27 protein-coding genes are annotated in these 20,967 nt (G+C 64.6%); 14 read left to right on the top strand and 13 right to left on the bottom strand.

What is annotated here, in order from left to right; translation table 11 throughout:
* Positions 1 to 23 precede the first annotated feature (23 nt).
* The 6 genes from THL1_RS26530 to hutG all read left to right on the top strand — a co-directional run bounded on the left by THL1_RS26530 (position 24) and on the right by hutG (position 6,287).
* Complete coding sequence (locus THL1_RS26530; RefSeq protein WP_069086035.1) at positions 24 to 992, top strand: ABC transporter substrate-binding protein; 969 nt, start codon at positions 24 to 26, stop codon at positions 990 to 992.
* Between the two features lie 71 nt (positions 993 to 1,063).
* Positions 1,064 to 1,915: an ABC transporter permease gene (locus THL1_RS26525; protein ID WP_069086034.1), complete on the top strand. Its 852-nt coding sequence runs from the start codon at positions 1,064 to 1,066 to the stop codon at positions 1,913 to 1,915.
* Entirely contained in the window at positions 1,912 to 2,742 is an 831-nt protein-coding gene (locus tag THL1_RS26520) for a quaternary amine ABC transporter ATP-binding protein (protein WP_083246015.1), read from the top strand. The genes THL1_RS26525 and THL1_RS26520 overlap by 4 nt, the downstream gene beginning before the upstream one ends.
* Before the next feature lie 11 nt (positions 2,743 to 2,753).
* Positions 2,754 to 4,286, top strand: coding sequence for an HAL/PAL/TAL family ammonia-lyase (locus THL1_RS26515; protein WP_069086032.1), 1,533 nt, complete (start codon positions 2,754 to 2,756; stop codon positions 4,284 to 4,286).
* Positions 4,283 to 5,491 (top strand): imidazolonepropionase, encoded by a 1,209-nt coding sequence (hutI, locus tag THL1_RS26510; protein ID WP_069086031.1) that lies wholly within the window; start codon positions 4,283 to 4,285, stop codon positions 5,489 to 5,491. Before THL1_RS26515 ends, hutI begins: the two co-directional genes overlap by 4 nt.
* Entirely contained in the window at positions 5,484 to 6,287 is an 804-nt protein-coding gene (gene hutG / locus THL1_RS26505) for an N-formylglutamate deformylase (RefSeq protein ID WP_069086030.1), read from the top strand. The genes hutI and hutG overlap by 8 nt, the downstream gene beginning before the upstream one ends.
* A gap of 140 nt (positions 6,288 to 6,427) precedes the next feature.
* Here hutG and THL1_RS26500 read toward each other — a convergent pair whose 3' ends face one another.
* Entirely contained in the window at positions 6,428 to 6,901 is a 474-nt protein-coding gene (locus THL1_RS26500; RefSeq protein WP_069086029.1) for an NUDIX domain-containing protein, read from the bottom strand.
* Positions 6,898 to 7,329, bottom strand: a complete 432-nt coding sequence (locus THL1_RS26495) for a hypothetical protein (protein ID WP_069086028.1) — start codon at positions 7,327 to 7,329, stop codon at positions 6,898 to 6,900. Before THL1_RS26495 ends, THL1_RS26500 begins: the two co-directional genes overlap by 4 nt.
* A 93-nt stretch (positions 7,330 to 7,422) precedes the next feature.
* Here THL1_RS26495 and pip point away from each other — a divergent pair, with 93 nt between their 5' ends.
* From pip to THL1_RS26470, 5 genes are all read left to right on the top strand, one after another.
* Entirely contained in the window at positions 7,423 to 8,397 is a 975-nt protein-coding gene (pip, locus tag THL1_RS26490; protein WP_069086027.1) for a prolyl aminopeptidase, read from the top strand.
* Complete coding sequence (gene dtd / locus THL1_RS26485) at positions 8,397 to 8,834, top strand: D-aminoacyl-tRNA deacylase (protein ID WP_069086026.1); 438 nt, start codon at positions 8,397 to 8,399, stop codon at positions 8,832 to 8,834. The genes pip and dtd overlap by 1 nt, the downstream gene beginning before the upstream one ends.
* 120 nt (positions 8,835 to 8,954) lie before the next feature.
* Entirely contained in the window at positions 8,955 to 9,746 is a 792-nt protein-coding gene (locus THL1_RS26480) for a transporter substrate-binding domain-containing protein (RefSeq protein ID WP_069086025.1), read from the top strand.
* 78 nt (positions 9,747 to 9,824) lie between these two features.
* On the top strand, positions 9,825 to 10,787 hold the full coding sequence (locus THL1_RS26475; protein ID WP_069086024.1) for an amino acid ABC transporter permease: 963 nt from the start codon (positions 9,825 to 9,827) through the stop codon (positions 10,785 to 10,787).
* Entirely contained in the window at positions 10,780 to 11,514 is a 735-nt protein-coding gene (locus THL1_RS26470) for an amino acid ABC transporter ATP-binding protein (RefSeq protein WP_069086023.1), read from the top strand. Before THL1_RS26475 ends, THL1_RS26470 begins: the two co-directional genes overlap by 8 nt.
* A gap of 181 nt (positions 11,515 to 11,695) precedes the next feature.
* On the opposite strand, the gene THL1_RS26465 is transcribed toward THL1_RS26470, so the two are convergent.
* The 10 genes from THL1_RS26465 to ubiE form a co-directional block, all read right to left on the bottom strand.
* A complete protein-coding gene (locus THL1_RS26465; protein WP_069086022.1) occupies positions 11,696 to 12,118 on the bottom strand; it encodes a UPF0158 family protein in 423 nt (140 codons plus the stop codon).
* Positions 12,119 to 12,170: 52 nt separating this feature from the next.
* Entirely contained in the window at positions 12,171 to 12,878 is a 708-nt protein-coding gene (locus tag THL1_RS26460; RefSeq protein ID WP_069086021.1) for a 16S rRNA (uracil(1498)-N(3))-methyltransferase, read from the bottom strand.
* Complete coding sequence (gene tatC, locus THL1_RS26455) at positions 12,875 to 13,669, bottom strand: twin-arginine translocase subunit TatC (protein WP_069086020.1); 795 nt, start codon at positions 13,667 to 13,669, stop codon at positions 12,875 to 12,877. The genes THL1_RS26460 and tatC overlap by 4 nt, the downstream gene beginning before the upstream one ends.
* Positions 13,666 to 14,130, bottom strand: a complete 465-nt coding sequence (gene tatB / locus THL1_RS26450) for a Sec-independent protein translocase protein TatB (protein ID WP_069086019.1) — start codon at positions 14,128 to 14,130, stop codon at positions 13,666 to 13,668. The genes tatC and tatB overlap by 4 nt, the downstream gene beginning before the upstream one ends.
* Positions 14,131 to 14,136: 6 nt before the next feature.
* Positions 14,137 to 14,394, bottom strand: coding sequence for a twin-arginine translocase TatA/TatE family subunit (locus THL1_RS26445; RefSeq protein ID WP_069086018.1), 258 nt, complete (start codon positions 14,392 to 14,394; stop codon positions 14,137 to 14,139).
* A gap of 25 nt (positions 14,395 to 14,419) precedes the next feature.
* Positions 14,420 to 14,755, bottom strand: a complete 336-nt coding sequence (locus tag THL1_RS26440; RefSeq protein ID WP_069086017.1) for a phosphoribosyl-ATP diphosphatase — start codon at positions 14,753 to 14,755, stop codon at positions 14,420 to 14,422.
* Positions 14,748 to 15,149, bottom strand: a complete 402-nt coding sequence (hisI, locus tag THL1_RS26435) for a phosphoribosyl-AMP cyclohydrolase (RefSeq protein WP_069086016.1) — start codon at positions 15,147 to 15,149, stop codon at positions 14,748 to 14,750. Before hisI ends, THL1_RS26440 begins: the two co-directional genes overlap by 8 nt.
* A gap of 78 nt (positions 15,150 to 15,227) precedes the next feature.
* The gene (gene ubiB / locus THL1_RS26430) at positions 15,228 to 16,820 is read right to left on the bottom strand and encodes a ubiquinone biosynthesis regulatory protein kinase UbiB (protein ID WP_069086015.1); all 1,593 of its coding nucleotides are present in this window, start codon (positions 16,818 to 16,820) and stop codon (positions 15,228 to 15,230) included.
* Positions 16,817 to 17,434 carry a ubiquinone biosynthesis accessory factor UbiJ gene (locus THL1_RS26425; RefSeq protein ID WP_069086014.1) on the bottom strand — a complete coding sequence of 206 codons (618 nt, stop codon included), beginning with the start codon at positions 17,432 to 17,434 and terminating at the stop codon, positions 16,817 to 16,819. Before THL1_RS26425 ends, ubiB begins: the two co-directional genes overlap by 4 nt.
* On the bottom strand, positions 17,434 to 18,204 hold the full coding sequence (ubiE, locus tag THL1_RS26420; protein ID WP_069086013.1) for a bifunctional demethylmenaquinone methyltransferase/2-methoxy-6-polyprenyl-1,4-benzoquinol methylase UbiE: 771 nt from the start codon (positions 18,202 to 18,204) through the stop codon (positions 17,434 to 17,436). Before ubiE ends, THL1_RS26425 begins: the two co-directional genes overlap by 1 nt.
* A 141-nt stretch (positions 18,205 to 18,345) precedes the next feature.
* Between ubiE and THL1_RS26415 the strand changes: the two genes are divergently transcribed.
* From THL1_RS26415 to THL1_RS26405, 3 genes are all read left to right on the top strand, one after another.
* Positions 18,346 to 18,621 carry a polyhydroxyalkanoic acid system family protein gene (locus THL1_RS26415; RefSeq protein ID WP_069086012.1) on the top strand — a complete coding sequence of 92 codons (276 nt, stop codon included), beginning with the start codon at positions 18,346 to 18,348 and terminating at the stop codon, positions 18,619 to 18,621.
* Positions 18,622 to 18,979: 358 nt separating this feature from the next.
* Complete coding sequence (locus THL1_RS26410; RefSeq protein WP_069086011.1) at positions 18,980 to 19,411, top strand: phasin family protein; 432 nt, start codon at positions 18,980 to 18,982, stop codon at positions 19,409 to 19,411.
* A 10-nt stretch (positions 19,412 to 19,421) separates the two neighbouring features.
* Complete coding sequence (locus THL1_RS26405; protein WP_069086010.1) at positions 19,422 to 20,276, top strand: phasin family protein; 855 nt, start codon at positions 19,422 to 19,424, stop codon at positions 20,274 to 20,276.
* Between the two features lie 48 nt (positions 20,277 to 20,324).
* On the opposite strand, the gene THL1_RS26400 is transcribed toward THL1_RS26405, so the two are convergent.
* On the bottom strand, positions 20,325 to 20,939 hold the full coding sequence (locus THL1_RS26400) for a TetR/AcrR family transcriptional regulator (RefSeq protein WP_069086009.1): 615 nt from the start codon (positions 20,937 to 20,939) through the stop codon (positions 20,325 to 20,327).
* Positions 20,940 to 20,967: the final 28 nt, after the last annotated feature.

Here is a 20,967-nt window from a genome sequence, read left to right as displayed (position 1 = left end):
CCAAGTTTCAGGAGCGTCGGAACATGCAATTCAAGAAGCGAGTGTTGAGCCTCATGTGTGCGGCGGGTCTGCTGGCAGGGGCGGCTTCCGCCCAAGCGGCGGGCTGGTGCGAGTCCGGCAAGTCGGTGAAATTTGCCGGGCTCAATTGGGAGAGCGGCATGTTGCTCACCGACCTCCTGCAGTTCGTGCTCAAGAACGGCTACGGTTGCGAGACCGACAGCCTGCCGGGCAACTCCATCACTATGGAACAGGCGCTGGGCAACAACGATATCCAGATCTTCGCGGAAGAGTGGATCGGCCGCAGCGATGCCTGGAACAAGGCTGCCGCCGCCGGCAAGGTAGTGGGTGTCGGCGCGCCGATCGTCGGCGCCACCGAAGGCTGGTATGTGCCGCGCTACGTGGTCGAGGGCGACGCCAAACGGGGCATCGAGGCCAAGGCGCCACAGCTGAAAGCCATCGCTGACCTCGGCCAGTACGCTGAACTGTTCCGCGACCCGGAAGAGCCGGGCAAAGGCCGCTTCTACAACTGCCCGGCTGGCTGGACCTGCGAGCTTGACAACAGCGAGATGCTCAAGAGCTACGGCCTGGAAGAGAAGTTCACCAACTTCCGCCCTGGCACCGGCCCGGCCCTGGATGCGGCCGTGCTGTCGAGCTATCGCCGTGGCGAGCCTATCCTTTTCTATTACTGGTCGCCGACGCCGCTGATGGGCCAGGCCGACTTGGTCAAGTTGGACGAGAAGCCCGGCGTGGACAAGCGCGTGACCATCCAGGTCGGCCTGTCCAAGATCTTCCATGACGAGGCCCCGGAACTGGTGGCGGTGCTGGAGAAGGTCAACCTGCCAATCGACCTGCTGAACCAGAACCTGGCGAAGATGGCCAAGGAGAAGATGGACTCGGCGGACCTGGCCAAGGCCTTCCTCAAGGAGCACCCGGAGGTTTGGCACGCCTGGGTCAGCGAGGACGCGGCGAAGAAGATCCAGGCCGCGCTCTGAGGCCGCCAGCGAACCCTGATACCAGCCTTCCCCTTTGCGGGGGAAGGCTTCCTACCTGACCGGAGCGAGCTATGTTCCCCGAACGCTTCACCTTCTCCATCGCTGACTGGGTCAATGGCTGGGTAGACAGCCTGGTGACCAACTACGGCGATGTATTCCGCCACATCTCCGACACCCTGCTCTGGGCCATCGTCTATCTGGAAGGCATCCTGCGCGCCACGCCCTGGTGGCTGGTACTGATCGTGGTCGCCGGGATTTCCTGGCACGCCACCCGGCGCATCCTGCCGACGGTGGTGATCACCGGCCTGCTGTTCCTGGTGGGCGCCGTGGGGCTCTGGGACAAGTTGATGCAAACCGTGGCGCTGATGCTGGTGGCCACTTTCATCTCGGTGCTGATCGGCATTCCCCTGGGCATCCTCGCGGCCCGCAGCAACCGCTTGCGCGCGGTGCTGATGCCGCTGCTGGACATCATGCAGACCATGCCCAGCTTCGTGTACCTGATCCCGGTGCTGATGCTCTTCGGTCTGGGCAAGGTGCCGGCCATTTTCGCCACCGTGATCTACGCCGCCCCGCCGTTGATCCGCCTGACCGACCTCGGTATCCGCCAGGTGGATCATGAGGTGATGGAGGCGGTAAACGCCTTCGGCGCCAACCGTTGGCAGCAACTGTTCGGCGTGCAGTTGCCGCTGGCCATGCCGAGCATCATGGCCGGTATCAACCAGACCACCATGATGGCCCTGTCGATGGTGGTGATCGCCTCCATGATCGGCGCCCGTGGCCTCGGCGAGGACGTGCTGGTGGGCATCCAGACGCTCAATGTGGGCAAGGGCCTTGAAGCAGGCCTGGCCATCGTCATCCTGGCCGTGGTCTTCGACCGCATCACCCAGGCATACGGCCGTTCGCGGCACGCAGCCAGCAAATGAGTGGCGAGAACATGAGCAAGATTGTCGTCAAGAACGTATTCAAGATCTTCGGCCAGCGTGCCGACGAGGCCCTGGCACTGATCCAGCAGGGGAAGAGCAAGGCTGATGTCCTGTCCAATACCGGTTGCGTGGTCGGGGTCAACGACCTGTCGCTATCCATCGGCGCCGGTGAGATCTTCGTGATCATGGGTCTGTCCGGTTCCGGCAAATCCACCCTGGTGCGCCACTTCAACCGCCTGATCGACCCCACCAGCGGGCAGATCCTGGTCGATGGCGAGGACATCCTGCGCTACGACATGGAAGAGCTCCGCCAATTCCGCCGCAAGAAGATCAGCATGGTGTTCCAGAGCTTCGGCCTGCTGCCGCACAAGACGGTGATGGAGAACGTTGCCTACGGCCTCAAGGTGCGCGGCGAGACCAAGGACTACTGCTTGGAGCGTGCCCAGCACTGGATCACCACCGTGGGCCTGAAGGGCTATGAGAAGTCCTACCCGCACCAACTCTCCGGCGGCATGCGCCAGCGCGTGGGCCTGGCCCGTGCATTGGCCTCCGACACCGACATCATCCTCATGGACGAGGCCTTCAGCGCCCTCGACCCTCTGATCCGCGCCGATATGCAGGAGCAACTGCTGGAGCTGCAGAAGACCCTGCAGAAGACCATCGTTTTCATCACTCACGACCTGGATGAGGCTGTGCGCATCGGCAATCGCATCGCCATCCTCAAGGACGGCCAACTGATACAGGTCGGTACGCCGAGGGAAATCCTCCACCAGCCGGCGGACGACTACGTCGACCGCTTCGTTCAGCGCCGCGTGGCCAATCTGTAAGGAACAGCTGAATGTCGTTACCCGAGAGAGTGCTGCTAGGTGATTCGCCGTTGAACTGGCGCCAGGTGGTGGCGGTGGCCCGCCACGGCGCGCGCCTGGAGCTGACCCCGGCAGCTTGGGCTCGTATCGAGAATGCTCGTGGCATCGTCGAGCGCATCGTCGAGCGGGGCGAGCGCGCCTACGGGATCAGCACCGGTCTCGGCGCGCTCAGTGAAGTCGTACTGACAGCTGAACAGTTTGCGACGATGTCACGCAACACCCTGCTCAGCCACGCCTGCGGCGTCGGTCCGGTGCTGGCCGATGAGCAGACCCGCGCCATCATCTGCTGCGCCATCGTCAACTACAGCCATGGCCGCTCGGGTCTGCAACGGGCTGTGGTGGAAGCGCTGCTGGCGCTGCTGGAGCGCGGCATCACCCCACAGGTGCCTTCCCAGGGGTCGGTGGGCTATCTCACCCACATGGCCCATGTCGGCATCGCTCTGCTCGGTGTCGGCGAAGTGAGCTATCGCGGCCGCGTGGTGCCCGCTGCCGAAGCGCTGGCGGCCGAAGGCCTCGAACCCGTGCGCCTGGGTGCCAAGGACGGGCTCTGCCTGGTCAACGGCCTGCCCTGCATGACTGGCCTGACCTGCCTCGCCCTGGATGACGCCGAACGCCTGATGCGCTGGGCCGATGTGATCGGTGCCATGAGCTTCGAGGCTCTGCGCGGGCAGATCGCCGCGTTCGACCCGGACATCATCGCCCTCAAGCCGCACCCCGGCATGCAGGCGGTAGGGGCCAACCTGCTGGCGCTGCTGGCCGGTAGCGAAGTGGTCGCTGCAAGCAAGGGCATCCGCACCCAGGACGCTCTGAGCATTCGCTCCATCCCGCAGGTGCACGGCGCCTGCCGTGATCAGCTGGCCCATGCCGCGAAGCAGGTAGATACCGAACTGGCATCGGCCAACGACAACCCGCTACTGCTGGGGACGCCGGACAGTTACAAGATCGTCTCCCAGGCCAACCCCCATGGCGAATCGGTGGCCATGGCGGCTGACCTGCTGGCGATCGCCGTCGCTGAACTCGGCGGCATTGCCGAACGGCGCCTGGATCGCCTGGTCAATCCACTGGTCAGCGGATTGCCCGCATTCCTGGTGAGCCGGCCCGGCGTCAACTCGGGGATGATGATTGCCCAATACGTTGCCGCCGCGCTTGCCGGCGAGAACCGCCAACTGGCGCAACCGGCCGTTGTGGATAACTTCGTCACCTCCGGCCTGCAGGAGGATCACCTGAGCCTGGGTACCAGCGCCGCCCTCAAGCTGGGCAAGGCCGTGGAGAACTGCAGACGCATTCTCGCGATCGAATACCTGTTGGCTGCCCAGGCGTTCGAGTTCCACGCGCCCACGGGATTCGGCGCGGGCACCGGGGTGGCCTGGGAGGCCCTGCGCGAGCGGGTGCCGGCTTATGACCAGGACCGCTGGCTGGCACCGGACATCGCCCGTGCCACCGAACTGCTGCGCGACCACACCGTGCTGGACGCCATCGCGGCGCGCATGGGAGGACTGCAATGAAACACCTCTGGGACAACTGCCACGTCGCCACGATGCAGGGCGGCAAGTACTCGATCATCGAAGACGCCGTGCTGGTGACCTATGCCGGGCGCATCGAGTGGATCGGCCCGCGCACTGAACTGCCCGCCATTCCCTACGACGTCGAAGTCGATCTAGGCGGCGCCTGGGTAACCCCGGGGCTGATCGACTGCCATACCCACCTGGTGTTCGGCGGCGACCGCAGTCGCGAGTTCGAGCAGCGCCTGGAAGGCGTCAGTTACGCCGAGATCGCCGCCCAGGGCGGCGGCATCGCCAGCACCGTGCGCGCCACCCGCGAGGCCAGCGAGGACGAGCTTCTGGATAGCGCTACCCGGCGCGCGCGCCAGTTGCTGCGCGACGGCGTCACCACCCTGGAAGTGAAGTCCGGCTACGGCCTGGACCTGGCCAGCGAGCGCAAGATGCTGCGGGTCGCCCGTCGCCTCGGTGAGACCTTGCCCATTACCGTGCGTGCCACCTGCCTGGCCGCCCACGCCCTGCCGCCGGAATATGCGGGTCGTGCCGACGACTACATCGAGCACATCTGCAGCGAGATACTGCCGGCACTGGCCGATGAAGGCTTGGTCGATGCGGTGGATGCCTTCTGCGAGTACCTGGCGTTCTCCCCCGAGCAGGTGGAGCGGGTGTTCAAGGTGGCCCAGCGCCTGGGGCTTCCGGTGAAACTGCACGCCGAACAACTGTCCTCCCTGCACGGTTCTACCCTGGCGGCGCGTTACCAGGCGCTGTCGGCGGACCATCTGGAGTACATGACCGAGGATGACGCCATTGCCATGGCGGCGGCCGGAACGGTCGCCGTGCTGCTGCCCGGTGCCTTCTACCTGCTGCGCGAAACCCAGCTGCCGCCCATCGATGTGCTGCGCAAGCACGGTGTCGCCATGGCGGTGTCCACCGACCTCAACCCTGGCACATCCCCGGCGCTATCGCTGCGGATGATGCTGAATATGGCCTGCACCTCGTTCCGCCTGACCCCGGAAGAGGCGCTTGCCGGTGCCACCCTGCATGCGGCCAAGGCCCTGGGGCTGGCCGACAGCCACGGCAGCCTGGAAGTGGGCAAGATGGCTGACTTCGTCGTCTGGGACATCCAGCGCCCGGCGGAACTTGCCTACTGGCTGGGCGGTGACCTGCCCAAGCGGGTGATTCGACACGGACAGGAGATCGACTGTGGATAACGTTCTGAGTTTCAGCCGCGGCAGCGCACCGCTGTTGATCAGCATGCCGCACCCCGGCATCCATCTGACCCCGGCGGTGGAGGCCGGCATGGTCGAGGCCGGCTGGGACCTCACCGACACCGACTGGCACATCCCGCGTCTCTACGACTTCGCCGCCGAGCTGGGCGCAAGCACACTGGCGGCGCAATATTCGCGCTACGTCATCGACCTGAACCGGCCCGCCGACGACACGCCGCTCTACGCCACCGCCACCACCGGCCTCTACCCGGCCACCCTGTTCGACGGAGAGCCGCTCTATCACGAGGGCGAGGAACCTTCGCCGGCGGAACGCGCGCGTTACCTGGCGGAAATCTGGACCCCTTACCACCAGACCCTCCGCGATGAGCTGGCGCGGATGAAGGCCGAGTTCGGCTACGCGCTGCTGTTCGACGCGCACTCCATCCGCTCCTTCGTCCCACGCCTGTTCGACGGCCGACTGCCGGACTTCAACCTTGGCACCAACGCCGGTGCCAGCTGTGACCCGAGCCTGGCCGACGCTCTGGTGGCGGTCTGCGCCGGTGCGCAGGACTACAGCCATGTGCTCAATGGCCGCTTCAAGGGCGGTCATATCACCCGCCACTACGGCCAGCCTGAACAGCACATCCACGCCGTGCAACTGGAACTGGCGCAGTGCACCTACATGGACGAGCAGGTGCCCTTCGACTACCGCGAGGATCTGGCGGTGCCGACCCAGGCGGTGCTGCGCAACGTGCTGCAGGCGATGCTGGACTGGGGACGGGAAGCCTACGGGCGTTGAGCCTGGACATGCGCTGCTTTTGTGTAGGGGCGAATTCATTCGCCAAGCAGGTCAAAGGCCTGCCCTCTGGAGCAATCGGGGGCCGCTTCGCGACCCTTGGCGAATGAATTCGCCCCTACAAGGACATGCAGCGATCGATCCTACCGCTGCAACCCCAGGTGACGGATCACCACGACCTCTCCGGCCACCCGCTCCCACATGTCATCCAGCAGCTCCGCCGGATAGAAGGGCAGTGTGGCCAGTTCCTCGCGGCTGACCCAGCCCAGTTCACGGATTTCGAATTCATCGCCACCCAGGCCCTTCAGGTTGGCCAGGCTGAGTTCGCCGCGCCACGCGTCGATCCGGTAGAACAGCTCCAAATGGAAACGTCCCATGGCCGGCTCGGCGAACTCGCGGACGTAGACCAGCGGGCCGACGTCCACGTTCAGGCCGGTTTCTTCCATGAACTCGCGGCGCACCGTGTCGCGGGTGGATTCGTCGCTTGGGGATTCGAAGCCGCCGCCGGGAGGAATCCAGTAGGTGTCGTCGCCCACCACGTGCTTGACCAGCAGGATACGGCCATCCCTTACCAGCAGGCCGGCGGCACGGATGCGATGGGTGAGCGGTGCGCTCATTGCCAGTCCAGCCGGGCGAGCTGCCACTCGCCGTCATCCAGCCACCACTCCAGTTTCACGCCGTAATGGCGCGCACTGTCGGGGATCAGCCCCTCGGCGCCGGCAAGGGCCACCTGGGCATCTGTGTAGCCCTTTTCGCGATAGGTCGGGTCGAGGGTATTGGCCTTGCTGAGGGCGATCACGCTGACATTCTTGTGGCGCAGGAACATCAGTGTCATGGTGCGTTTCGCCCAGTCCTGGTCGTTCTGCTGCTGGGCGATGAATTGCGGGTGCAACTGCTCCAGCACCGCGCTGGTCTTCTTCGCTTCGAGGTTGTCCTGTAGCTGCTGCACCGCTGCATCCAGCTCCGCCGCCGGGTCGTTACGCCCACAACCGGCTAGGATTGCCAGAACGCAGAGCGTCGGCAGCGCGAACTTCCTGAGTAGCATGCTGAACTCCTTTTTCCTCGTTATGATGCCCGGCAGATTAGAAGGCCGGACTCGTCCAGGGGTCGACCTTACGCACAGTTTCGGGAGCCCAGCATGCAGACTTTGTATCCGGAGATAAAACCCTACGCCCGGCACGAGCTGGCGGTGGATGCGCCGCACGTGCTCTACGTGGACGAAAGCGGCACGCCGGAAGGCCTGCCGGTAGTGTTCATCCACGGGGGGCCGGGTGCTGGCTGCGACGCCATGAGCCGGCGCTTCTTCGATCCGAATCTGTACCGCATCGTCACCTTCGACCAGCGCGGCTGTGGCCGCTCCACGCCCCACGCGAGCCTGGAAAAGAACACCACCTGGGACCTGGTCGCCGACCTCGAGCGCATCCGCCAGCACTTAGGGGTAGACAAGTGGGTGCTGTTCGGCGGCTCCTGGGGTTCCACCCTGTCCCTGGCCTATGCCCAGGTGCACCCGGAGCGCGTGCTCGGCCTGATCCTGCGGGGCATCTTCCTGTGCCGCCCGGAGGACTTCCACTGGTTCTACCAGGAAGGCTGCAGCCGGATGTTCCCGGACTACTGGGAGGACTACCTGGCGCCGATTCCGGCCGAGGAACACGGCGACCTGATGCAGGCTTTCTACAAGCGTCTGACCGGCCAGGACCAGATCGCCCAGATGCACGCCGCCAAGGCCTGGTCCACCTGGGAAGGCCGCACCGCCACCCTGCGCCCCAGCGCGCCGGTGGTGGAACGCTTCAGCGAGCCGATGCGCGCCCTGTCCATCGCCCGCATCGAGTGCCATTACTTCGTCAACAACGCGTTCCTCGAACCCAACCAGTTGCTTCGCGACATGCCGCGCATCGCCCATCTGCCGGGCGTGATCGTGCATGGCCGCTACGACGCCATCTGCCCGCTGGACAACGCCTGGGCGCTGCACAAGGCCTGGCCCAACAGCGAGCTGCAGATCGTGCGCGACGCTGGCCATGCCGCCTCCGAGGCAGGCATCACCGATGCCCTGGTGCGTGCATCCAGCCAGATGGCCCGGCGCCTGCTGGATCTTCCCCCGGAGGAAGACGCCTGATGAAGGCACTGCTGCAGCGGGTCAGCGCCGCGCGAGTCGAGGTGGAAGGCGAGGTGGTTGGCGCCATCGATCAGGGCTTGCTGGTGCTGGTGGGTGTCGAGCCCCAGGACACCGAGGCCAGCGCCGACAAGCTGCTGCACAAGCTGGTCAATTACCGGGTTTTCGCCGACGCCGAGGGCAAGATGAACCTGTCCCTGGGCGCGGCCGGTGGCGGCCTGCTGCTGGTTTCCCAGTTCACCCTGGCGGCGGATACGAAGAGCGGCCTGCGCCCCAGCTTTTCCACCGCTGCCGCTCCTGCGCGCGGCGAGGAGCTGTTCGACTACCTGGTGCGCCAGGCCCGCCTCAAGCATCCACAGGTCGCCACCGGCCGCTTCGGCGCCAACATGCAGGTCCACCTGGTCAACGACGGGCCAGTCACCTTTCTGCTCGAAAGCTGAGCTGGCCCGATATCTGCTTCTTGCGACTCGCCATCCACGGAGATGAGGTTTAGCATGCGCGCCATGCCCCGTCGTCCGTGGGCTGCACAAGAATAACGAGCTGCCCCATTAGGAGAAAGAATGAAAAAGTTTCTCGCGTCACTGCTGTTTGCTGCCAGCGCCCTGACCGGCCTGGCCCACGCTGGCATGGTCGATGATGCAGTCAAGCGCGGCACCCTGCGCGTCGGCATGGACCCGACCTACATGCCCTTCGAGATGACCAACAAGCGCGGTGAGATCATTGGCTTCGAAGTCGACCTGCTCAAAGCCATGTCCAAGGCCATGGGCGTGAAGCTGGAACTGGTGTCCACCAGCTATGACGGCATCATCCCGGCCCTGCTGACCGACAAGTTCGACATGATCGGTTCCGGCATGACCCTGACCCAGGAGCGCAACCTGCGCATCAACTTCTCCGAGCCCTTCATCGTGGTCGGCCAGACCCTGCTGATCCGCAAGGAGCTGCAAGGCGACATCAAGTCCTACAAGGACCTGAACGATGCCAAGTACCGCATCACCTCGAAGATCGGCACCACCGGCGAGATGGTTGCCAAGAAGCTGATTGCCAAGGCCCAGTACCACGGCTTCGACAACGAGCAGGAAGCGCTGATGGACGTGGTCAACGGCAAGGCCGACGCCTTCATCTACGACGCGCCCTACAACGTGGTGGCGGTGAACAAGGCCGGTGCCGGCAAACTGGTGTTCCTGGAAGAGCCCTTCACCTTCGAACCCCTGGCCTTCGGCCTGAAGAAGAACGACTACGACAGCCTGAACTGGATCAACAACTGGATGCGTCAGATCCGCAACGACGGCACCTACGATCGCATCCATGCCAAGTGGTTCAAGAAGACCGAGTGGCTGAAAGAGATGGAATAAGTCAGCTGACGCTGGCTTTGACAGGCCCGACCCACAAGGCCGGGCCTGCCTTTTTCCCCGTCATGAGCGAGATTTCCCGTGACTAGCAAACATCGCCGCACCTGGCCCTGGCACATCCTGACCAGTCTTATCCTGGTCGTGGTGGGCTGGGGTCTCTGGTACTCCACATCGCTGATTTCCTACGAATGGCGCTGGAACCGCGTGCCCCAGTACTTCGCCTACCAGGCGGAAGAAGGCTTGCGCGCCGCCGATTACGGCACCGTTACCAGCATTGCCGACGCTGGCGACAAAGCACGCGTGACCCTGACCTCCGAGGGCGGTGGGGAACAGGTGCTGGAAGTGGCCCGCGACAGCTTGCAGGTGAGCCAGGGTGATGACGTTTCCGAGGGCGACCTGGTCGGTGTGACCCGCCACTGGGCCGCCGGTCCGCTGCTCTGGGGCCTCTGGACCACCCTGTGGATATCCGTGGCTGCCAGCGCATTCGGTCTGGTGATCGGCCTGATCACCGGCCTCTGCCGACTGTCGAGCAACCCCACCCTGCGCGACCTGTCCACCGTCTATGTGGAGCTGGTACGCGGTACGCCGCTGCTGGTGCAGATCTTCATCTTCTACTTCTTCATCGGCACCGTGCTGAACCTCTCCCGCGAGTTTGCCGGGGTGGCGGCGCTGGCGCTGTTCACCGGCGCCTACGTCGGCGAGATCGTCCGTGCCGGCGTGCAGTCCGTTGCCCGTGGGCAGAACGAGGCGGCGCGCTCCCTGGGCCTGACTGCCAGCCAGTCCATGCGCCACGTGATCCTGCCGCAGGCGTTCAAGCGCGTGCTGCCGCCGCTGGCCGGGCAGTTCATCAGCCTGGTCAAGGACACCTCGCTGGTCTCGGTGATCGCCATTACCGAACTGACCAAGAGCGGGCGCGAAGCCATCACCACGTCCTTCTCCACCTTCGAAATCTGGTTCTGCGTCGCGGCGCTTTACCTCGTCATCAACCTGCCGCTGTCGCAAATCGCCAGCCGTCTGGAGCGGAGGCTCGGGAAAAGTGATTGAAGTCCGTAACCTGGTGAAAGTCTTCGATGCCCGCGGCCACGAAGTGCGGGCGGTGGATAACGTCAGCACGCAGGTCAAGCGTGGCGAAGTGGTGGTGGTGATCGGCCCTTCGGGCTCGGGCAAATCCACCTTCCTGCGCTGCCTGAACGGCCTGGAAGAGCTGGATTCCGGCTCGGTGAGCATCGACGGCGTCGACCTCGCCAACCCGAAGACCGATGTGAACGCCTACCGCCGCGAAGTCGGCATGGTGTTCCAGCACTTCAACCTGTTCCCGCACATGACCGTGCTGGAAAACCTCTGCCTGGCGCAGAAGGTGGTGCGCAAGCGCGGCAAGGCCGAGCGCGAGGCCAAGGCCCAGGCGCTGCTGGCCAAGGTGGGTATCGCGCAAAAGGCCAACGAATACCCGTCGCGCCTGTCGGGTGGCCAGCAGCAGCGCGTGGCCATCGCCCGTGCCCTGTGCATGGAACCCAAGGTCATGCTGTTCGACGAGCCCACCTCGGCGCTGGACCCGGAAATGGTCGGCGAGGTGCTGGACGTGATGAAGCAGCTCGCCCAGGAAGGCATGACCATGGTCTGCGTGACCCACGAGATGGGTTTTGCCCGCGAAGTGGCTGACCGGGTGCTGTTCTTCGACCACGGCAAGTTGCTGGAAGACGCGCCCCCCGCGCAGTTCTTCGCCCAACCCCAGGACCCGCGCGCGCAGAGCTTCCTGCGGCAAGTGCTCTGAGGCTCAACCTAGAAGCCGGCATCGGTAGGGGGATCACGCTTCACCGATCCACCAACGGGGCTCGACCCGGGCGACTTACAAGGCTGGTCACCCCTCGCCCTTTGGGAGAGGGGCCGGGTGGTTGAAGGCCGGCTCGGTGCCAATCGCTGTCGCGAATGAATTCGCTCCCACAAAGGGGGGCTCAGTGCAGCGGCATCGCCGGCTGCAGCTCGTTCTCTTCCAGCCAGTCCTGGGCCAGTTCACGCAGTCGGGCGGCCTCGTAGGCGTGCCAGGCCTCCAGCAGCACTGGGTATTCCATCAGTACATGGCGGAATGTGCGCGCGGGCTTGCGGCTGGCCAGGGCTTGCTCGAGGGCCGCGTAGGCGTGAGGGTGGACCACTTCGTGGAGGAACTCCTGCATCAACGCCAGTTCGTCGCCCTGGCCTAGCGGCTCCACCAGCAGGAATCGCTCAGGTTCTTCGCGCAACAGGGCTTCGAGCTCGGGGTCGGCGTCTTCTTCAGGAATCAGCAGGACCTTGCCGCTCAGCAGGTCCAGGTAGTGGTCCAGCCCCACGGTGTTGAGGGCGAAGGCGATCTGGTCGAGGTCGATGGTCAGCGGTCGCATGGCTCAATCTCGATTTCGGGAGAATGCCGCCAGCCTACGCCAGCAAGATGTTTCAGAACAGCCGGGCGAGCAGTGCCGTGACGGCCGTTTCCACGCGCAGGATGCGTTCGCCGAGCTGGACGGGTTGCAGGCCGGCCTCGTGCAGTTTCTCGACTTCGTAGGGAATCCAGCCACCTTCCGGGCCAATGGCCAGGGTGATGGGCTCATCCACCGCCCGCGGGCAGGGTGGGTAGTTACCGGGGTGGCCGACCAGGCCCAGTGTGCCGGCCGCCAGTTGCGGCAGGCGGTCTTCGACGAAGGGCTTGAAGCGCTTCTCGATGATCACCTCGGGAAGCACGGTGTCCCGTGCCTGTTCCAGGCCGAGGATCAGTTGCTCGCGGATGGCCGCCGGTTCGAGGAAGGGGGTTTGCCAGAAGCTTTTTTCCACCCGGTAGCTGTTCAGCAGCACCAGGCGCGGCACGCCCATGGCGGCGACAGTCTGGAATAGACGGCGGAGCATCTTTGGCCGTGGCAGCGCGAGCAGCAGGGTGATGGGCAGCTTGGCGGGCGGTGTCTGGTCGAAGTTGACTTCCAGCTCTGCGCAACTGGCCTCCAGGCTCAGCAAGCGCCCCTGGCCCATCTGGCCACCGAGGCGGCCCACCCGCAGGCTATCGCCAGCCTCGGCGCGGTGGACCTCATGCAGGTGCTTCAGGCGGCGGCCTTCCAGGCGTACCCGGTCCGCCGCGATGAAGTCGGCGTCTTCGAGGAGGAGCAGGTTCACGGGCGGGTGGCGGGCGGCTGGTCGCCGGGCTCTTCGGCGTCGTCTTCCGGGTGATCGCCGCGCTTGCGGATCAGGCCGCCGAAGAATACGCCGACTTCGAACAACAGCCACATGGGCACGGCCAGCAGGGTCTGGGAGAAAATGTCCGGCGGGGTGAGGATCATGCCCACCACGAAGCAGCCGATGATCACGTAGGGGCGGATGCGCTTGAGGTAGGCCACGTCGACCACGCCGATCCAGATCAGCAGCACCACGGCCACGGGGATCTCGAAGGCCACGCCGAAGGCGAAGAACAGCGTCATCACGAAGTCGAGGTAACTGCTGATGTCGGTCATCATCGACACGCCTTCGGGCGTCACGCTGGCGAAGAAGTGGAAGATCAGCGGGAACACCAGGAAATAGGCGAAGGCCATGCCGCCGTAGAACAGCACGATGCTGGAGACCAGCAACGGCAGGGCGATGCGTTTCTCGTGCTTGTAGAGACCAGGCGCGATGAAGCCCCAGACCTGGTGCAGGATCACCGGCATGGCGAGGAACAGCGCCACCACCATGGTCAGCTTGAACGGCGTGAGGAAGGGCGAGGCCACGTCGGTGGCGATCATGGTGGCGCCTTCCGGCAGGTACTGGCGCAGCGGCGCCGAGACCAGGGTGTAGATCTTCTGGGCGAAGTAGAACAGGCCGGCGAAGATCAGGAAGATCGCCACTACGCAGCGCAACAGGCGCGTGCGCAGTTCAGTGAGGTGCGAGACCAGGGGCATTTCCTGGTCTTGTTCCGGCTTCTGTTCGCTCATGGGATGCGGGACGGCTGTTGCGGTTCGAGGGGAGGCTGGGGCGCAGCGGGCGTTGCCGGGTTGGCCGGCGCAGCGGTGGGCGACTGGGCGGGTGCGCTTTGGCCGGACTGGTTCTGCGTAGCCGTGGCGGGTGCTGCCGGTGCCACTTGGGCAGCCGGCGGTGTGGCCGCCGTGTCGCGTTCAGGCTCGGGGTCGGAAAGCAGGGACTCGACTGTCGGAGGCACGATGCTTTCCTTGATCTGCTTCTCCAGCGCCATGATGTGTTCGTTATGTAGCTGGCGACGGATCTCGTCAGCGCCGATCTCGCGCTCGACCTCGGTCTTGATCGCATTGAAGCTGCGCTTGAGGCGGCCGATCCACAGGCCTGCGGTGCGTGCTGCGCCGGGCAGCCGCTCGGGCCCGAGCACCAGCAGGGCGATCAGGCCGATCAGCAGCAGTTCACCGAAGCTGATACCGAACATGGGTCATCAGTCCTTGCGGGTCACCGGATCCTGCACCTTCTGCGCCTGGCCGTCGATGGTGTGCGGCTCGTTCAGCGGGGTGCCGGATTGGTGGGCAGTGGTCTGCTCGGGGGCCTTGTCGCCTTCTTCGGTGTTCATGGCCTTGCGGAAGCCCTTGATGGCGTCGCCGACGTCGGAGCCGAGGGTCTTCAGGCGCTTGGTGCCGAATACCAGCACGACGACGATGAGAATGACCAGCCAGTGTTTCCAGTCGAAAATACCCATGGTGTGTTCCTCTTGATTGTCTTTGTCAGGCGGATGGCTGGCGGGCGGCCTTCTCGGCGTGCCCGGACAGGCCAAAGCGACGGTCCAGTTCATCGAGTACGGCCTGGGGGTGCTGGCCGAGGGCGGCGAGCATGACCAGGCTGTGGAACCAGAGATCGGCGGTTTCGTAGATCAGGTCGCTATGGTCACCGCTGGCAGCGGCGTCTTTGGCGGCGAGTATGGTTTCCACCGCTTCTTCGCCGAGCTTTTCCAGAATCTTGTTCAGGCCCTTGTGGTACAGGCTGGCGACGTAGGAGCTGTCGGGCGCGGCATTCTTGCGCTCTTCCAGCACTTCGGCCAGGCGGGCGAGGGTATCACTCATGGCTGTGTCCTGCGGCATAGATGACATGCGGGTCCTTGAGCACGGGATCGACCGTCTTCCAGCCGCCGTTCTCGAATACGCGGTAGAAGCAGCTTTCGCGACCAGTATGGCAGGCGATGCCGCCCAACTGCTCGACCATCAGGATGACGACGTCGGCGTCGCAGTCCAGGCGCAGCTCGTGGAGGTGCTGCACATGGCCGGACTCTTCGCCCTTGCGCCAGAGCTTGCCACGCGAGCGTGACCAGTAGATGGCGCGGTTCTCGGCAACGGTAAGGGCAAGGGCTTCGCGGTTCATCCAGGCCATCATCAGCACGCGGCCCGTCTTGTGGTCCTGGGCGATCGCCGGGACCAGGCCTTCGGCGTTCCATTGAATCTCTTCCAGCCAGTCTTTCATCGTGTCTTCCACAACTGGGCCGGCCTCACGGGGCCGGCGCTCGGATCGAAATAGTGTGCCAGTGCCACTCGGGGCTGGCTATCGGCGCAGCACCAGATATAGACCACCGGCCAGCATCAGCCAGCTCGGCCAGGTTCCGACCGTGAGTGCGAGGCCCTGGGTTGCCGCGCCGGCGATCAGCAGGGCACCCAGCAACCGCGCAGGCCAATGGGCGCTGGACGGTTGTTCGGCCTTCTGCGGGGCGCTGGCCGGCAAGGCCAGGCGCTCCAGGGTATCGCGGGCGATCTGTGACAGGTGCGGTACCTGCTCGGCCTGCTGCTGCAGGTTGCGCAGCAGGTGCAGGGGGCTGACACGTTCGCGCATCCAGCGCTCGAGGAACGGCTGGGCGGTGCTCCAGAGGTCCAGATCCGGATAGAGCTGGCGACCCAGGCCTTCGATGTTCAGCAGGGTCTTCTGCAGCAGCACCAGCTGCGGCTGCACTTCCATGTTGAAGCGGCGGGCGGTCTGGAACAGGCGCAGCAACAGCTGGCCGAAGGAGATGTCCTTGAGCGGCTTCTCGAAGATCGGCTCGCAGACCGTACGAATAGCGGCCTCGAAATCGTTGACCTTGGTTTCCGCCGGAACCCAGCCGGAATCGATGTGCAGCTGCGCCACACGGCGGTAGTCGCGCTTGAAGAAGGCGATCAGGTTGCGCGCCAGGTAGTCCTGGTCCTCGGGTGTGAGGCTGCCGATGATCCCGCAGTCGATGGCAATGTACTGCGGGTTCCAGGGCTGGCGGGTGGCGACGAAGATGTTGCCGGGGTGCATGTCGGCGTGGAAGAAGCTGTCGCGGAAGACCTGGGTGAAGAAGATCTCCACGCCGCGCTCTGCCAGCAGTTTCATGTCGGTGCGCTGATCGGCCAGGGTGGCGAGATCGGTCACCGGAATGCCGTAGATGCGCTCCATCACCAGCACTTTCGGGCGGCACCAGTCCCAGTAGACCTGGGGCACATAGAGCAGCGGCGAGCCGTCGAAATTGCGCCGCAGCTGGCTGGCGTTGGCTGCCTCGCGGAGCAGGTCGAGCTCGTCGTAGATGGTCTTTTCGTAGTCATCCACCACTTCCACCGGGCGCAGGCGGCGGGCGTCGGCGGACACGCGCTCAGCGAGGCGGGCGAGGATGAACAGCCAGGCGAGGTCCTGGCGGATGATCGGCCGCAGGTTGGGGCGGATCACCTTCACCACCACTTCTTCGCCAGACTTCAACTGCGCGGCGTGGACCTGAGCCACCGAGGCCGAGGCCAAAGGCTCGAAATCGAAGCGCGCGAAGACCTGGCTGACCTTGGCGCCGAGCTGTTCCTCAATGCGTGCCACGGCTTTCTCTGGGGCGAAAGGTGGCACCTGGTCCTGCAGGCGCGCCAGTTCATCGGCGATATCCGGCGGCATCAGGTCACGGCGGGTGGAAAGCAACTGGCCGAACTTGATGAAGATCGGGCCGAGGTCTTCCAGGGCCAGGCGCAGGCGCTCGCCGCGGGTCAGCGTCAACGGTTTGCGCGGCAACCAGCGCCACGGCAGGGCGTAGCTCAACGTGCGCAGCCACCAGGGCAGTGGCAGTTCGAGCAGCAGGTCATCCAGTTGGTAGCGGATGACGACTTGCTGGATGCGCAACAGGCGACGGGCGGCGAGCAGCTTCATGCGTTGGGCTTGGTTCTCTGGTTCAGGTGTTCGACGCGGGCATCGAGGCGATCGAGGGCGAGCTTGAGGCGGTCCAGTTCGGCGAAGCGCGCATCGGCTTCACGGCGACCGACCAGGGTGCGTGACTCTTCGGCCAGGTAGTCGGCGAGGTTCTGGCGCAGGTTGTCCAGCCCCTGTCCGGCCCAGTTGGCGCGGCTACGCAGGTGGCCGGCGAGCAACTGGGTACCCACCGGGCCCAACCAGCGCGACAGTTCGTATTCCCAGTCCAGTTCGAGGTCTTGGAGGATGGCGGCCAGTTCCAGCAGCACGGCGCTGTCGCCTTCAAGGGTCACTTCCGGGCTGTGCAGGACGGCGGTCTTCTCCCTCGAGGTGGCCAGCTTCAGCAGGTTACTGGCCGGCGCGCGCAGGCGGCAATCGGCGGGGGCGGACCAATGTGCGGAAAGCTTCAGGCCGTCGCCGCCGGGGAGCAGGAACAGGGTCAGCGCCGGGTTCTGGCAGTCGACTTCGATGACGCTACCTTCCAGCGCGGACATACGCGGCAACGCGGTGCTGTCCAGGGCCAGCATCCGGTTGAGGCCGAGCTCGATACCGGCCAGCAGCGCCTGGGTCAACATCAGGGCTTGATGCCGCGGTGCAGGGCGACGATGCCGCCAGTCATGTTGTGGTAGGTGACGCGTTCGAAGCCGGCCTCGGACATCATTGCCTTGAGGGTTTCCTGGTCCGGGTGCATGCGGATCGACTCGGCGAGGTAGCGATAGCTCTCGGAGTCATTGGTGATCAGCTTGCCCATCAGCGGCAGGAGGCTGAAGGAGTAGGCGTCATAGGCCTTGGACAGCAGGCCGCTGGTGGGCTTGGAGAACTCCAGGACCAGCAGGCGACCACCCGGCTTGAGCACGCGCAGCATGGAACGAATGGCTTCGTCCTTGTGGGTGACGTTGCGCAGGCCGAAGGCGATGGTGACCACATCGAAGTGGTTGTCGGGGAAGGGCAGCTTCTCGGCGTCGGCCTGGACGAAGCTGACATTGCCGGCGACGCCGCTGTCCAGCAGCTTGTCGCGGCCCACCTTGAGCATCGAGGCGTTGATGTCGGCCAGCACCACTTCGCCGTTAACACCCACCAGGCGCGAGAACTGGCGGGTGAGGTCGCCGGTGCCGCCCGCGATGTCCAGTACCCGGTTGCCCGGGCGTACGCCGGACAGTTCGATGGTGAAACGCTTCCACAGGCGGTGGACGCCGCCGGACATCAGGTCGTTCATCAGGTCGTACTTGGCTGCCACCGAGTGGAACACCTCGGCGACCTTGTCGGCCTTCTGGCTTTCGGGGACCTGCTGGTAGCCGAAATGGGTCGTGGGTTCGGCGTCGTTGCCTTTGCGCGGGTCGTTCATGTCAATGCCACCGGAATTGAATGGCGGCCATTCTAATGCCGACGCCGGTCTTTGTCTTGGCAACCGGGCGTTGCAGGGGCGGCCAGGGTCTCTGGCGGCTGGTATAGTCGCGCGACTTAAGGTCGCAGTCAGGAGTCCCCCGTGGCCCGCATTCATGTCGAACGTTCCCATGCCCTCGGTCGCGAGGCTGTCCGGGAGAAAGCCGAAAAGTTGGCCGAGCGCCTGGCGCGCGAGTACGACGTGCGTTACCAGTGGCGCGGCGACACCCTGGAGTTCAAGCGCAGCGGTGCTGACGGACAGATCGAGGTGAGCGACGCCAGGGTACGCGTGGAGGTCAAGCTGGGCCTGTTGCTGTCGGCCATGAGCGGCAGCATCAAACGCGAGATCGAGAAGGCGCTTGACGAGTATCTGGTCTGATCCGGGACCTTTCCGGGGCCGCTTTGCGGCCCTTCGCGAGTAAAGATCCACGTTCGTAGAACGTGGACGTGTGTTTGCCCCCTGTAAGGGGGCAATCCTCACACGCAGCACTCGGCTGATCTCCGCCACCGTGCCCAGCAGTAGGGTGCGCCATGCGCACCGCGGCGATGGTGGCGACTCCGAGTCCGTCTCCCGGTGCGCGCGGCGCACCCTACGGGACCGGCATCAGTTCAAATGAATCCGCTCCCACCGAAACTGCCCAACCCGTGGCTAGTATGCGGTTTCTAATTTTCCTCGCTACCTTGCGCTCAAGTCCTGAAAAAGGGCGAGTCATCTACCTTTCAGCGTGAGGTGCACCATGGCCAAAGTAGCCGTCAAAAAGAAAGTCGAGAAAGTAGAAAGCAAATCCACCGTCCTGACCGACGTGAAGCTCTACGCCCGCAAGATCTGGCTGGCTGGCCTGGGTGCCTACGCCAAGGCCGGCGCCGAAGGCGTCGACTACTTCAAGGAACTGGTGAAGGCCGGCGAAGGCGTCGAGAAGCAGGGCAAGAAACTCGTCGATGAGCAGGTCGAGGCGGCCAACAGCCAGTTCGACAGCGTGAAGCACAGCGTCACGGGCGTGAAGGAAAAGGTCGAAGTGCAGCTCGACAAGATCGAGAAGGCATTCGACAACCGGGTGGCCAGTGCCCTGAACCGCATAGGTATTCCCTCCCGGCAGGACGTTGAGGCACTCTCTGCTAAGCTTGATGAGCTGAGCGCGTTGCTCGAGCACGTCGCGCGAACCAAATAAGGAGAGCAGGATGGCTGGCAAGAAGAAAACCGATAAAGACACCAACTCCTGGATCGGCGAGATCGAGAAATACTCGCGCCAGATCTGGCTGGCTGGCTTGGGGGCCTACTCGAAGGTCAGCAACGACGGCTCCAAGCTGTTCGATACGCTGGTCAAGGATGGTGAGAAGGCTGAAAAGCAGGCCAAGACCGAGGTGGACAAGCAGGTAGACGCGGTCAAGTCCAAGGTCGGTACCCGTGTGGGTTCGGCCAAGTCCAAGGTCGAAGAGGTCAAGGGCAAGGCGATCGGCAAGTGGAGTGAGCTGGAAGAAGCTTTCGACAAGCGACTGAACAGCGCCATTTCCCGCCTCGGCGTGCCCAGCCGCACTGAAGTGAAGGACCTGCAAGGCAAGGTGGACGCCCTGACCAAGCAGCTCGAAAAACTCACTGGTGTGTCGGCCAAATCGGTGGCCAAGCCTGCAGCCAAAGTAGCCGCCAAGCCGGCCACCAAGGCTGCTGTGAAGCCCGCTGCCAAGTCCGTCGCGAAACCGGCTGCCAAGGTCGCTGCTGCCAAGCCTGCGCCCAAGGCTAAGGCTGCTGCTGCCAAGCCAGCCGCGAAACCGGCTGCACCGAAAGCTGCTGCGGCGAAGCCTGCGGCCGCGAAGCCCGCTGCCAAACCGGCCGTCGCTGCCAAGCCCGCGGCAGCGAAACCCGCTGCCGCGAAGAAACCTGCAGTGAAAAAGCCCTCCGCGCCCAAAGCCGCCAAGCCTGCTGCACCGGCCGCGAGCCCGGCACCGGCAGCTCCGGCCGCCGCTGCTGCTCCGGCTCCCAGCGTAGTTCCGGCCGCACCGGCCCCGGCAGCGACTCCGCCGTCCAGCCAGTCCTGAGCTTTATCGGTATGACGCAAACGCCCGGCTTGTCCGGGCGTTTGCGTTTCAGGCCTCCAGGTAACGCCGGGCCAGGCTTTCGGCGGCGTGCCGGGGACCGGGGCGCAGGTGCGGGGCGACCAGCATCATCACCTGGTAGACGACCAGGCGTATTTCGCCGCCGCTGCCCAGCACGCGCTGGTAATCGAGCGAAAACAGCAGTGTGAGGGTGATCTGCTCCACCAGTTGTCCCAGGGCCTCCGTATCGCTGACCAACTGCCGTTCGGCCTTGAGTCGGGCGAGCAGGGCGGCCAGGGTGCGCTTGAGGTGATTCAGCCAGTTGCGCATGCCACGGGCCAGCTTTGGCAGGCGCCCGGCGAGGTTGGAGAGGTCCTGGAAGAGGAAGCGGTACTGTGCCAGGCGCTCGACGATCAGGTGCAGGAACAGCCAGTAATCCTCTTCATCCAGTTGAGCGTCGTCCGGGGGGTCGAGCAACGGCGCCAGCTCCTCCCGGAAGCGCTCGAACAGCGCCATCACCAGCGGCTCCTTGCCGTGGAAGTGGTAGTAGAGGTTGCCGGGACTGATGCCCAGTTCGGTGGCGATTTCCAGGGTGGTGACGTTGGGCTCGCCGTTACGGTTGAACAGTTCGAGGGCGCATTCGAGGATGCGGTCGCGGGTCTTCATCCAGGGTTCTTGCCAGGCTTTCGTAGAG

The organism is Pseudomonas sp. TCU-HL1 (assembly GCF_001708505.1).
Lineage (GTDB): Bacteria > Pseudomonadota > Gammaproteobacteria > Pseudomonadales > Pseudomonadaceae > Metapseudomonas.
Note: the sequence above shows the minus strand (reverse complement) of the source record. Positions and strands in the feature narration are given on the sequence as shown.